At 49.9% G+C, this 13435-nt stretch carries 12 protein-coding genes; 2 read left to right on the top strand and 10 right to left on the bottom strand.

Going from position 1 to position 13435, the window contains the following annotated elements:
- Positions 1 to 55: 55 nt before the first annotated feature.
- From BUE76_RS15890 to BUE76_RS15845, 10 genes are all read right to left on the bottom strand, one after another.
- Positions 56 to 2197: an LTA synthase family protein gene (locus BUE76_RS15890; protein WP_073047856.1), complete on the bottom strand. Its 2142-nt coding sequence runs from the start codon at positions 2195 to 2197 to the stop codon at positions 56 to 58.
- 118 nt (positions 2198 to 2315) lie between these two features.
- A complete protein-coding gene (locus BUE76_RS15885; RefSeq protein ID WP_073047853.1) occupies positions 2316 to 2666 on the bottom strand; it encodes an ArsC family reductase in 351 nt (116 codons plus the stop codon).
- A gap of 159 nt (positions 2667 to 2825) precedes the next feature.
- Positions 2826 to 3011, bottom strand: coding sequence for a hypothetical protein (locus BUE76_RS15880; RefSeq protein WP_073047850.1), 186 nt, complete (start codon positions 3009 to 3011; stop codon positions 2826 to 2828).
- 26 nt (positions 3012 to 3037) lie between these two features.
- Complete coding sequence (locus BUE76_RS15875; RefSeq protein ID WP_073047847.1) at positions 3038 to 3988, bottom strand: alpha/beta hydrolase; 951 nt, start codon at positions 3986 to 3988, stop codon at positions 3038 to 3040.
- 25 nt (positions 3989 to 4013) lie between these two features.
- Positions 4014 to 4847: a type 1 glutamine amidotransferase gene (locus BUE76_RS15870; protein WP_073047844.1), complete on the bottom strand. Its 834-nt coding sequence runs from the start codon at positions 4845 to 4847 to the stop codon at positions 4014 to 4016.
- Between the two features lie 171 nt (positions 4848 to 5018).
- A complete protein-coding gene (locus BUE76_RS15865; protein ID WP_073047842.1) occupies positions 5019 to 6623 on the bottom strand; it encodes an amidohydrolase in 1605 nt (534 codons plus the stop codon).
- A 318-nt stretch (positions 6624 to 6941) separates the two neighbouring features.
- On the bottom strand, positions 6942 to 7220 hold the full coding sequence (locus tag BUE76_RS15860) for an endonuclease domain-containing protein (RefSeq protein ID WP_083596694.1): 279 nt from the start codon (positions 7218 to 7220) through the stop codon (positions 6942 to 6944).
- Between the two features lie 249 nt (positions 7221 to 7469).
- Positions 7470 to 9125, bottom strand: coding sequence for an amidase (locus tag BUE76_RS15855; protein WP_073047838.1), 1656 nt, complete (start codon positions 9123 to 9125; stop codon positions 7470 to 7472).
- Between the two features lie 91 nt (positions 9126 to 9216).
- Positions 9217 to 10329 carry a carboxylate-amine ligase gene (locus BUE76_RS15850; RefSeq protein WP_073047835.1) on the bottom strand — a complete coding sequence of 371 codons (1113 nt, stop codon included), beginning with the start codon at positions 10327 to 10329 and terminating at the stop codon, positions 9217 to 9219.
- 196 nt (positions 10330 to 10525) lie between these two features.
- Positions 10526 to 11479 carry an ATP-grasp domain-containing protein gene (locus BUE76_RS15845; protein ID WP_073047832.1) on the bottom strand — a complete coding sequence of 318 codons (954 nt, stop codon included), beginning with the start codon at positions 11477 to 11479 and terminating at the stop codon, positions 10526 to 10528.
- 178 nt (positions 11480 to 11657) lie between these two features.
- Here BUE76_RS15845 and BUE76_RS15840 point away from each other — a divergent pair, with 178 nt between their 5' ends.
- Together BUE76_RS15840 and BUE76_RS15835 are read left to right on the top strand one after the other, a co-directional pair.
- The gene (locus BUE76_RS15840; protein ID WP_245798426.1) at positions 11658 to 12422 is read left to right on the top strand and encodes an alpha/beta hydrolase; all 765 of its coding nucleotides are present in this window, start codon (positions 11658 to 11660) and stop codon (positions 12420 to 12422) included.
- Between the two features lie 263 nt (positions 12423 to 12685).
- On the top strand, positions 12686 to 13369 hold the full coding sequence (locus BUE76_RS15835; protein ID WP_073047826.1) for a CPBP family intramembrane glutamic endopeptidase: 684 nt from the start codon (positions 12686 to 12688) through the stop codon (positions 13367 to 13369).
- Positions 13370 to 13435: the final 66 nt, after the last annotated feature.

Here is a 13435-nt window from a genome sequence, read left to right as displayed (position 1 = left end):
GGGCGGCAAAGGTAAAGCGCCAAAGCCATATTCCCTTCAGCCAGTTCCCGATTTTTTATGATTTGTTGATTTTCCCGTAACGTTTGTGCTTTACCTCCCAGGCTGCTACCTGGTAATAGGCCATTGCTTTCTTCACCAGGCTGTCGGGTACCTGCGCCTCCCTGGCATCGCCGGTTTTAAAATCAGGGATAAAGCTCTTTACTTTTCTAACCGGCGATTGCAATACCAATTGTCCGTTTTGTATAAAGCCCAACCCCTGGTAGGTGCTGATAAATGCTTTCTCCTTTCCGGCGGGCAGGTTCAGAATGTCCTGTCCTAGGAACTTGGACTGGTAGCGGAAATGCAAGAGTCCTAAAATAGTAGGGGCAATATCGATCTGTGCTGTCAAACGTTCTTCCCTGTGGGGTTTCAAAAGGGCTGGCGCATATACCATCATGGGAATATGGTAGCCTGTCACCGGCAGTTGCACCGAACCGGCGCTACCGGCGCAGTGGTCGGCAACGATCACGAAAATGGTATTGTTGAACCAGGGCTTTGCTGCTGCTTCCTTCAGGAACTTGTTGATGGCATAGTCGGTGTATTTAACGCCGCCTTCCCTGCTTTGCGAGGTGGAGGGAATATCAATCCTGCCATCGGGGTAAGTAAAAGGCCGGTGGTTGGATACCGTCATCACATGGCTAAAAAAAGGCTTGCCCAACGCGGCATTGCTATCCATGGTGTTGAGGGCAAGGGTAAAGAGGTCTTCATCTGCTACGCCCCATACGTTTTCATAATGGATCTGTTCGGGCTTGAGTGCAGAACGGTCAATAACCTCGTAATCGTTATGCCCGAAGAAATAGTTCATGTTGTCGAAATATCCATAGCCACCATAGATGTACTGCGTGGTATAACCTTTTGACCGGAACACCGAACCCAGCGAGAACAGGTTTTCGTTGTGCGGTCTTTTTACAATGCTCTGCCCCGGTGTGGGCGGAATGGCCAGCGAAAGGGCCTCCAGGCCACGCACCGTGCGGGTACCGGAAGCATACAGGTTGGTAAACAAAAGGCTCTTATCTGCCAGTGAGTCGAGGTAAGGCGTAATGTTTTGCTGGCTGCCGAAATGCTGCATGAAATCGGCCGAAAAACTTTCCACAGAAATGAGCACCACATTGTGTTTGGCCTCTGGTTGCGGATAGCTTATTTGGCGGTCCAAATTGAACGGGTCAGCGCTGATAAAATGGCTATACGGCACATCCAGGTCCTTGCGCACCAGGGCAAAAGCTTCCTTATCGGGTAGGGTTTTGTAAAACTGGTAAAAGTCCAGCTCGTTGTTCCAGAAGGCGTTGCCAAAACAGTAAATGCCATTGCCCGCCAGTTCGTTGGCGTACTCGTTTTTACTGAACTTACGCCCTTCGCCGTTTACCCAAAGGTGCAACATGCCCGAAATCAACAGCATGGCAAGAGCACCTGCGGTACGTTTGCCAAAGCGGGAGGGTGCGGCTACGGAAGCTTGCAGGGTTTTTCGGTAAGTGAAAAAGATGGCTACCGTTACCAGCAGTACGCCGGCAACAATCCAGTTTACCGGGTACGATTCGCGGATATTGCCCACCACTTCGTTGGTGTACACCAGGTAATCCACCGCGATAAAATTGTAGCGCGTAGAAAACTCGCTCCAGAAAAATCCTTCGCTGATACCATTGAACAGCAGCAGGAACGTAACGACCATAAATACGGCATACAATACTCCGGCTCGCCACTTGTTCCGGAATGCTGCTGTTTGAAAAGTCAAAAATGTATAAATGGCCCAGCGAAGGGCTATGTATATTTTCAGTGCCTTGTACAACCCTTTGTTGAAGTCGGGGGGGATGATTTTGGTGAACAATAGGATCGCCATAAACAGGGCAAATGCTAAATGGGTGAACCATTCTCCTTTTTTGCTATACATGCCATCATTGGTGAGCCATAGATGCAGCACAAATGGCAAAATGATATACCCGCATACCGAAAGGTCGTAAAAAAGGCCAATGCCAAATACACCAGCGATATTGCCCAGGGTCCAGCTGAAATGCGTATTGGGATGGAACAGTAAAACAGTACGCGTAAGCAGGGAAATGGTAATCACCAGTGCTACTAAAATGGCAATAGGTGTGAAACGGCCAGTGAAGGGACTGGTGCTGGCATTGGTAGCAACGCTATTGCTGCCTGTAAAAACGGACATAATAAGAACGGTTTATAGGTAAAATAAACACGTAGGAAGGGTGGCGGTCCGTATTTAGGTTAAGGGCGCAAAATTGAAGCTGAATGCCTATTGCGATTAGCTGAAGGCAGCATGAATCCTACAATAATGCCTGCCTGTATGCCGCTTCATCATAGCCCAGGCAAAGGGTCTTTCCATCCTTTTCAATAAGCGGTCTTTTGATGACACTGGTTTTTTCCTGCATCAGTTTCAATGCACCGGCTTCTGTTGCTGCGGTTGCTTTTTCAACATCACTGAGGCCACGCCAGGTGGTGCCTTTGGTATTCACCAGCTTTTCAAATCCAAGTTCAGCAGCCCACTGTTGCAGCTGCTTTTCCGTGATGCCTTGTTTTTTATAATCGTGAAAAGTAAAAGCAATATTGTGCTGTTGCAGCCAGGTGGTGGCTTTTTTTACCGTGTTACAATTGAGGATGCCGTAAACTTTGATCATAGGGGTAGATGTGGATTGCAAAAGTAAGCGCTTGTGTTATTGCCCGCAGTTCCAAACAGTCGACAGGAAAACCGCTTCCTGTTCAAACTTTGTAGCATTATATCCCAATGGCAAAGCCAGTGCACTGCCATCTGTATGGTAATAAGCCGGTACCCAGCTTCAGGCCGGCCCTTTCATTTTCAATACAAATACCTGCTGGCCCTGCCAGCGGTAAAGGTCCATATAAGGTTGGCTGGAGCAGTCTTTGTCCTGTACCAGTTTGCGGATTCCCTCCGGCAGGCTCAAGTCCGCTTTGTTGCAGGCAACGGTGAGCAGCAACAAAAAGCCAATTATAGTATTGCGCATCAGGTAAGAGGTTTGGGTTATGGCACTTACCTGATCCCTTTCAAAAAGGAGATGATCTCCTTAGCTAAAAGGGGGTGCAGCGGGAGTTCAGGTTTACTATAGGTAGCAAAGTTTTCCTGCCGGCTGGTGCCTTCGTATGTTTTCAAAACGTGGTTCATGTTGGGTACGGTCAGTAGCCTTGCTTTGGGATTGGCTTTTTGCAAAATGACCGCATCTTCCACACTTACCTGCATATCGGTAGTGCCTTGTACCACCAGGATTGGAATGTTAAGTTTGGCCAGCTCTTTAGCCGGGTCGTATTTGAACCAGGAAACCATGTAAGGTTGAACAGAAGCCCTGAAAACGGATAGGAGGTAAGGGGGTACCTGGCCCACTGTTTTGCCCGCTGCCAGGCTGTCCAGTATGGGATAGGCTGCATTCTTAACCATGGAAGGCTGGGCGGCAAACTGCTCTTTCAATACCACCGCGGCTGGCCTTCCGGGGCCTGCAAGCGATATAAAGGCATCAGCCTTTCCAGCAGCGGCAATCATCCCGATGAGCGAGCCTTCGCTGTGTCCCAGGATATATAACCCGGAAAAACGCGGGTCCTTTTTCAGCAGTTCCACCCATGCTTTTGCATCCTGTACAAAATCGTCAAAACGCATGTCAGCCTCGCTTTTTGCTGCAGCCTTACTTGCAGCCACGCCCCGTTTGTCAAAACGCAGGGTAGCAATGCCTGCCTCACCCAAAGCATGGGCCAGCATCTGTAAGCCGTTGTTTTGCATCACGGGGTTATTGCCATTACGGTCAGTTGGTCCGGAGCCGGAGTGAATCAGTGCAACCGGTACTTTTTTGCCTCCTTTTGGAAGGGTCAGTGTGCCCATGATATCGCCGGTGGCGGTATGCAGCACAAGAGGCGTTTCAGCGAAAGCACTGTCTTTTTGGGCAAATACGCCAAGGCTATACAAGGCTAACAGGAAAGAATAAACGATTTTCATTGTCAAAGGAAATTGGAACAGGGGATCAGTTAGCCGGGTTGAGCGCCAGGCGGTGCTGTACAGCGGTATCGAAAAAGTTGGGCAGTACATGGCCGTAGGTCCACATGATCTTTTCGGGATCATTCAGCTGCTCAATCATGCTTTGCCATTTCTCGGCGCCGTGTTGTTGTATGACCAGTTCTTTCTTGTCTTCCTTTTGTAAATGGTCGGCCATACCCAGGGCATCCGCCTCGGGGTGAAACTGGGTACCCATCATCCAGGGCGAAAACCGTAGGCCCATCACGGCCTGCACATAAGGCACATGCGGCCGGTATTTCTCTACACATAAAACTTGGGCGCCCATCTGCCGGATGATCTCCCAGTTGGGGTGGATCACCTGCCAGTCGCGGCTGTCCACCACGTAAAAAGGATCCCGCAAGGCCCGGAATGCAGGGTCCTGCTGGCCCGCCGGTAACACGTGCACCGGGAAAACGCCAAAGGAGGTTGACTTGCGTTTGCATACCGTGGCAATGCCATAATCGCGGCAAACCAGCTGGAAGGAATGGCAAATCAGGAAAACAAATTTTTTGGGAAAGATATGCGGGCTGTTGTTCCAGCTTTCAATGGAGCGGAGCCAGCTGAAGTAGGCTTTCTCCCATTCGTTGCCCTCGCTTTCCAGGGGGCTGCCGGGGCCGCCACTGGAAATATAGATGTCGTACGAAAGGTCCGGAACTTCCTGTTTTAGGCGTACATCAAATTCGTCGAACTGGGTCTCATGACCATGAAACTCGCTCCACTGCCCGATAATTTCACGCAGGCAACGCATCCCCTGGTTGGGTTGTCCTTCATAAAGATCAAGAATAGCGATGCGTAATTTCATGCCGGTGCAAAGTTATGGGTTGCAGGTTTTTGAACCACAAAGACAGGATGGAGTAAAGTAGGCACAAAGAAAGGCCATGATTTGAGGGGCTAATCTGGAGCTAGGTTTTGTTAGCAAATGGCAAAACCCCTTTGTGCTACTTCGTTTCTTCCTGTCTTTGTGGTTCATCATTTATCTTCCAAACACTTTTTTACCACCAATAAAGGTGCCGTGTACTTTGGTGCTGAGCACTTGTTGCAGGCTGGCTTGCATCAGGTCCTTGTCCAGGATGATGAAGTCGGCAAGTTTGCCTTTTTCGAGGCTGCCTTTTTCCCTTTCTTCAAAATTGCTTTTGGCAGCCCAAATGGTCATGCCCTTTAGGGTTTCTTCACGGGAAAGCCCATTTTTGGGTTGGTAGCCGCCTGAAGGCCAACCCTTGGCATCCTGCCTGAAAACAGAAGCGATAAAGGTTTTGAAAGGAGAGATGTCTTCGACCGGGAAATCGGTACCCAGCGGTATCCATCCGTTTTGCTGCATCAGCTGCTTAAAAGCATAAGCGCCCTTTTCTCTTTCTTTTCCAAGGCGCTCCTGCGCCCAGTACATATCGGAAGTGGCATGTGTAGGCTGAACGGAAGGCACGATGCCATAGGCACCGAATGTAGCAAAGTCCTGCGGGCTCACCACCTGTGCGTGTTCGATGCGCCAGCGCAGGTCGTTTTTGCCTTTCAGGTAACGGGCATAAATATCCAGCACCACGCGGTTGCCCGAGTCGCCGATGGCATGGGTACACATCTGGAAACCTTTGTTGTAAATGATACGGGCAACCGAGTCGAAATGGTTTTGCGGCGATAAGAGGAAGCCGGTCCAGTTGGGTTTATCGGTGTAAGGCTGCAGCAGGCAGGCACCACGGGAACCCAGTGCGCCATCGGCATAAACCTTAAAGGAACGCACATTCAGGAAATCGGTTTTGATTGGGCCTTTGGCAAATAGGAAATCATAGTTGCGGGCGGCATCGCTAAGCATGGCATAAACACGCATCTTGAGTTCGCCTTTTTGCTGCAGGCTGTCGATGGTTTGCACTTCGGTATAATCCAGCCCGCAATCATCCACTGTGGTCAGGCCCATGGCAAAACAATTGTTTTGTGCAAGGTCCAGTGCTTTGGCTATTTGTGTTGGCGTTGCCGGTGGTACCTTGGCGCCTACCAGGTCCACGGCATTATCAATCAGCAAACCCGTCAATTTTCCACCTTCCGTAACCACATCGCCACCGGTCAGTTGCATGCCAGCCTTTATGCCTGCCGCATCCAATGCTTTCTGATTGGCAATGGCCGCGTGGCCATCTACGCGGGTAAGGAGTACGGGCCTATCGGGAAAAAGTTGATCCAGCTTTTCTTTGGTTGGGAAAGTTTTTTCGGGCCAGTCGTTTTGGTCCCAGCCGCGGCCCAGCAGCCAGCCGTCTGGATTGGTTTGGGCAAATGACTGCAGCTTTTGCAGAATGGCTTCCCAACTTTCGGTGCCCACCAGGTCGGCGGTTTGCAAGCCGAGCCCATAGCGGTAGAAATGCGCGTGTGCATCAATAAAACCGGGGTATATGTACTGGCCTTTGGCATCCAGTTGCTCTTTGCTATCATAAGATTTTTCCAAGTCAGCCCTGGTGCCGGTAGCGAGGACTTTACCATCTTTTATCACCATGGCCTCCGCCTTGCTGAAGGCGCTGTCTACAGTATAGATGGTAGCATTATAAACAAAGAGGTCGGCTGCTGTTTTGGTGTTACAAGAAGCTAAGCCAATGATCAATGCCGCAAGGACTTTGCTTAAGTGGTTTCCCTCTTTGCTTAGGTGGCCTCCCCCTGTGAAAAAGGGGGCGACCTGCAGCCCCTCACTGCTATCGGGTTCGGGGGATTTTCCTCCCAAAACAGGAAGTATCTTTATCTCCAAATATTTCCTCCATTTCATAGCCCGCAAAGATGCACCAACTCCCTCAACCGCCTCCCCGCATTTTGCGCACATTTTTCCCAACTACCTCCGGGTGTGTTCGCTCATAATCATCGATCCAGGTATTAAGTTTTTTAATCACTTCTTCTGTATCGTATTGTGCTTCCTTTTCCGTAAACCTTAATACCTGCAAACCCATTGCAGGTAAATTTTTTCCTTGCGTTGGTCTTTGGCTTGTATTTCAGGAGCCTCGTGATATAAGCCGTCCAGCTCAATCAAAAGCTTGAGTGCCGGGCAGTAGCAGTCCGCGATGTACCAGTCTAAAGGCTTTTGGCGGTAGAATTGGTATCCGCGTAATTGGCGGGATTTCAGTTGCTGCCAGAGGGTGATTTCGCCGAAGGTGGAGTGGTTGCTGAGATCGCGGCTATAGGAGCGGTTGGCTGGGTCGTAGGGGAGCATGGGAGGGTATTTGCTCCCAAGAAAATAAAAAAAGAGTGGGGCTAAAGCAAGGGGAGGGATTGGAGGTTGGGGGAAATCCCCCAACCTGACATGAGTTAGCTGTTGGAGTTGGTTTAAGTGGCCGGAGGTGGAGGAAAATCCCCCGAACCCTAATCTAGAAAGCTGTTAAAGGTCGCCCCCTTTTACAAAGGGGGAGGTTGTGGAAGGTTGCCCGCTTTGTAAAAGGGGCAACCCTCGAAACGCAGGGACTTATTTACCCACAAACATCGGCGGGTGTTTTTTATTCCACTCTGTTTTGTCCTGAAAAGCTTTGGCTGCTTGCAGAATAGAAGCTTCGTCGTACAGGTTGCCCACAAGCGATAAGCTTAAGGGGCTGCCGTTTTGCGAAAATCCTATTGGGAAAACAACTACAGGATGACCGGTGAGGTTGGTGATTGCAGATTGATTACCCATGAATGAGGGAACGATCACTACGTCGTACTGCTTCATAAAATCATTGGTCACACGAATCAGTTCCGAACGGAAGCGGTTGGCGTTAATGTATTCTGCAGCAGGAATGGTGCGGCCCGCCCTGAAGATATTGGGCCAGAAACCTTTGTCCTGCCGCTCGACCAACTCATCACGGCCAGTGCGGGTCAGTTCATCAAAAGCTGCCGCCGATTCAGCTGTGAGCACGATATTCATAATATCGCCGGGGAAGAACGCTGTATCAGGAAAGGTGACGGCTTTAATATTGGGATTGATCTTCTTAAATACTTCCAGGGCCTTCCATTCAGCGGCATCCTTTGGCAATTTCTCAAAGTAGTTGGCGGCGTAAGCAATGCGCAGTGCAGATACCGGCTTGGCAGCGGCATAGTTGAAAGCATAGTCAACTGCCGAAGGATCTTCGTTATCCGTACCATGCAGGGCATCAAACACAAGGGCACAATCTTCGGCACTGCGGCAGATGGGGCCAACTTTATCGAGGCTCCAGCAAAGCACCATGGCGCCACTGCGGCTAACGGCACCAAAGGTGGGGCGCAAGCCTGTAGCGCCGCAACGTGCCGAGGGCGATACAATGGAGCCCCAGGTTTCGGTACCTATGGCAAAAGGCAGCAGTCCGGCGGCTGTTGCCGATGCCGAACCCGCCGACGAGCCGCTGGAGCCCTGGCGGAGGTTCCAGGGGTTTTTAGTGCGGCCGCCAAACCACAGGTCGTTGAAGGCAAGCGCACCTAACGAAAGCTTGGCACAGAGTACCGCACCTGCCTTGGTGAGTTGCTCGTATACAAAAGCATTGTCATCGATCACCTGGTCTTTGTAGGGGGTGGAACCCCAGGTTGTTTTGGTGCCTTTTACCGCAAGCAAATCTTTCAGGCCATAAGGTATACCATGCAAGGGCCCGCGATACATGCCTTTTGCCAGTTCCGCATCGGCCTTGCGGGCCTGTTCCATGGCAATGTCTTCGGTAAAGGAAATGACACACTGCAGCGAGTCGTTGTGCTTTTTCAACCTGTTGAGAAAAAACTGGGTCAGCGCAACGGAGCTGATCTTCTTGCTTTTTACCAGGGAAGCCAATTGCGCAACCGAGTAGAAGGCGAGGTCTTCTTTATTGGCAGGTAATGAAACGGCCGATGGCAGCGGAATGTTTTTCTTGACCTGGTTTTTGGGCAGGGTAAAACCTGCCGGTGCCGGGTTGAACGCAAAAGGGTAAGGAATGCTGTTGGTGGCCAGCCTGCCATGGAAGTTGCGGTAGGCATCATGAAACTCCCGGATACTCTCGACCATTGAATCGGCCTCAGCCCTTGTGAACTGCAGGTCGCTGTAAGCAGCAGTTTGCTGAATGAGGTTGATGGTATCCTGCCGTGTTTGGGCATTTGCTGCTGCTGCCAACAGCAACGGTAAGGTTGCTTTTAAGATTTTGCTCATGTGAAAAGTATGGAAATAGTCGTTGTGCTATGGGTAACCAGGCTATGTAGGTAAACCGATAGCTATAAAAGGAACATGAAAAAGTAATTATCTATACGTTATGCAGGAACTGCCCCTGTATATAATCGACCACGCTGGTAAGGCTGCCTGTTTCTTCAAACACCTGGAGCTGGCGGTCGGCACCGGTGCCTTTTTCCAGCATCTGGTGTACATGCTGCAGGCGGTGCCGCGAACCCAGCGGGTCAACCACATCGTCTACAAAGTCCAGCAGTTCATATATCAGCGTGCGGGTATTGAACTCTGCTTCCTTTCCAAAGTCGATCAGGTAGCCGTCAATACCATAGCGGCTTGCCCGCCATTTGTTTTCGTTGATCAGGTGGCGTGAGTACTGGATGAAGTTCATGTTCTGCATCCGTAGTTTATAGATCTTGGCGCAAATGGCCTGGAAAAGTGCGGCAATGGCAATGGCTTCATCAACGGTGAGCGGCACATCGCAAATACGGAATTCAACGGTATTGTAGTAAGGGTGCACCCGGAGGTCCCACCAGATCTTTTTACCATTGTCAATACAGTTGGTTTTAATCAGCAGCTTGAGGTAGTTGTCGTACGCTTCTATGCTTTCAAATACCTCCGGGATGCCGGTACGCGGAAACTTGTCAAAAACCTTGGTGCGGTAAGATTTATAACCCGTTTTGCGGCCTTCCCAGAAAGGCGAGTTGGTGCTGAGGGCATACACGTGGGGCAGAAAGTAGCGCGTGCTGTTGGCGATATGCATGGCCATTTCGCGGGTTTCCATACCCACATGCACATGCAATCCAAAAATGAGGTTGCTGCGTGCAGCTTCCTGCAGTTCATTTACAATTTCGCTATAGCGGATATGGTCGGTGATCAACTGCCGCTCCCAGTGGCTGAAAGGGTGGGTGCCTGCAGCGCCTATTTTTAAACCTAAGCCCTCGGCGATACCGGAAATGGTTTTGCGCAGGTGTGCTACATCGGCAAAAGCCTCGTCCACATTTCGGCAAATATCGGTACCCACTTCCACAACGGCCTGGTGCATTTCTGCTTTAACCTTGTCGCGGATCACCTTCTGGCCTTCCTGCACAATTTTCTGTTCATGGCTTTTCAGTTCCCGGCTATGCGGGTCCAGCACCATGTATTCTTCCTCAACGCCGATGGTAAATGTGTTGAAATTGATATTGCTCATTAGATAGCGGTAGGGTATTGGGAGTTGGGTATTAGGTATTGGTGATTAGTGATTGGTGATTGGGTAACAGTGTTGCATCTAAATAAAGGATAGGAATAAAAATATCGTATCAAAATGATCACTGGCTAATTATTATTCACCAACCGCCACTCACCATTCAACATCCACCAATGAGGCCGGAAGCTACAAACAAAACCTAAATCAGCGGCTTGCCGCCTACACTCCGCTGCAGGTATTGGCCCCAGGTTAAATTGTCTTTCCCTGCTTCCTGTGCCATGGCCCTTTCAATACAGTATGTGGCGGCATTGTCTACCACCCATGCAAAGTTGTCGGCGCCAACGCTGGGCAGGTCGGCATCCGGAGCAGGATTGCAGAAATCAATGGCATAGGGAATGCCGTCCCTGTAAGCAAGTTCCACCGTGTTGAAATCATAACCCAGGTACTGGTTGATGCGCAACACGATGTCTTCCATCTGGCGCAGCCTTTCTTCCGAGGGTGTAAAGCCCGCTTGGTAGCGTTCATGAAAAGGGTTGCGCGGCTCGTAGGGCATGATGTGCACATATTTGCCGCCGATACAATAGCAGCGGTAATATTCTTCAAATACAATTTCTTCCTGCAACAGCATCACCAGCCTGCCTGTCCCGCAATGTTTGTTGTAAAAATCCTCCCGGTGCTCCAACCGGTAAACATTGCGCCAGCCACCGCCGGCGAAGGGTTTCATATAGGCAGGAAATCCTACATAGCCAAAAATGCTTTCCCAATCGAGCGGGTAGGATAAGTTGGAAAAAGAGTCGCCGCTGGTTTCTTCAGGCAGTTCGTAGGAGGGCAGTATTGCTGTACGCGGTACGGCAACACCTATTTGCGTCATCAGGCAGTTGTTGAAATACTTTTCATCGGCACTCCACCAGAAAGGATTGTTGATAACGGCCGTACCCATCAGTGCGGCATTTTTCAACCAGGTGCGGTAGAACGGCACGTCCTGCGATATGCGATCTACAATTACGGCATAACCACTGTCTTCTCCCTGCACAGCCCTAGTTATGCGCACCGGTTCGGCCCGTACGCCTTCAATGCCTTTACTGTTAATCTTTTCTATCAAAGCCATAGGAAAGCTGCGTTCCTGGCCGTAGAGGATGCCGATCTTTTTCATACGCATGGTTTCGGTTACAAGCTAAGGCATTCGGGGCAAAAAAGCTGGGAAGGCGTAAATGAAAACCACAACAAGGTGGCTTGTGTAGGGTTGCTTCAACGATGCATTGGTTCTGCAAAGGTATCTTTGGGGCATGCATGAGCAGGCGCCAATATCCATACAGGTAACATCCCATTATGTGACCACAAATTACCTTCGAAGGTCAGTAGTTGTGGATATTTACGATCCTGCGCCCCCTGCCGGCACTGCCCCCTGCCTGTTGTTGCTCAACGACGGGCAGGACCTTCACCAGTTTCAATTTCAGCAAATGCTGCAGGCGTTGTTCCGCTCCGGTAGCATCCATCCAGTGATTTGCGTGGGTATACATGCGGGTCCCGAGCGTTTGCAGGAGTATGGCATTGGCGCTACGCCCGACTATGCCGGCAGGGGTGCCCTTGCAGGGGCCTACCAGAATTTTATTTTATCGGAGTTGCTGCCATTCTTGTACCACCAACTAGCCATACCTCATTTTGCAAGGATTGCTTTTGCAGGTTTTTCGCTGGGCGGTCTTTCCGCTTTTGATACCGTTTGGCAACACCCACAGGTGTTCCAGGTTGCCGGTGCTTTTTCCGGTTCCTTCTGGTGGCGCAGCCGCGACCTGGACGATGGCTACAACGACGACCAGCACCGCATCATGCACCAAAAGGTACGCAGTGGTCAGTACCACCCGGGCCAACGTTTTTATTTTACCACCGGCTCGCTTGATGAATCCGCAGACCGCAACGGCAATGGTATCATTGATTCCATTGACGATACCACCGACCTGGTAAAAGAACTGCAGGCAAAAGGCTATAAAAACACTACAGATATCCAGTACCTGAATTACGAAGACGGCAGCCATGATGTGGCAACCTGGGGCAGGGTGATGCCGGCGTTTTTGGAATGGGCTTTTAAACTCCTTTAGTTGCCTCGTGCAGTGCAGTACTTTGAAGTAAAAATGGACTATTGCTAATTTGACATGGGGTACCCCGTATAAAGTAAACTGTATCTGACCGTTGCAATGGCATCAATAAATTAATCGCAGGCTGTCCCAATTTTCAATCACCGTACCGTTGTGTTTGCTGCTGAATTTATTTATACTCGTACATTGCCACAGTGACAACTAAGACTTTTACCTGCTTTATCGGATTTGCTGTTTTATTTTTCTGCTATCACGCTGCCGAGTACATGATCCTGTTCCGGAATAGCCCTCCGGGGTTCTTAGCTTTCCAGGTGATGTTTTTTATTGCTGCCTACCTGGTAGCCTGGTGGCAGCACAAGCCTGGACTGGCAGCATGGGGATTAAACTTTAAAAAAGGCACGCTGACCCAATTGCTGTTGGGTATGTTGCTGGGCATAGCCCTTTATGGTGCTACCTTTCTATGTAGCCTGCTATTGGGTAGTGAAAAAGTGTTGCGGGTGCCTGCATTGTCCGAGGTTTGGATGCCCTTTGGATTATTTGTTCTGGGTAATTTGTTTTCATCTTTTTCCGAAGACTTGCTGACACGAGGGTATGTATACCAACACCTACAAGGAAGATTACACAACCGGATCATCGCTTTGATTTCGGCTACAGTTTACTTGCTCAATCATATCTACCGCCTTGATGATGGCCCATTAGTATGGTCCTACCTTTTCCTGTTGGGGATATTGTATGTTATTCCCCTGTTGCTTACCCGCAGGTTATGGTTTACGGGCGGCATGCATTGGGCGGGCAACCTCACCTTTTTCTATTGCCATGAAATAATTACATCCGAAGAAACAGGGCATGGTCCCATGCCTAACCTGGTTTTTGTAGTTGTGATATTGTTGGTGATGCCGCTTACATATTATTGCGCACAAGGGATGCAGCGACACAAAGCAACTGTATAATAAGTACTACGGGTATGCTTTGACTATGACATGAGTGGTACAGTTTTATTAGCGAATGTGGCAAAC

Origin of the sequence: Cnuella takakiae, from assembly GCF_001953305.1 — a bacterium.
GTDB lineage: Bacteria > Bacteroidota > Bacteroidia > Chitinophagales > Chitinophagaceae > Flavisolibacter > Flavisolibacter takakiae.
Note: the sequence above shows the minus strand (reverse complement) of the source record. Positions and strands in the feature narration are given on the sequence as shown.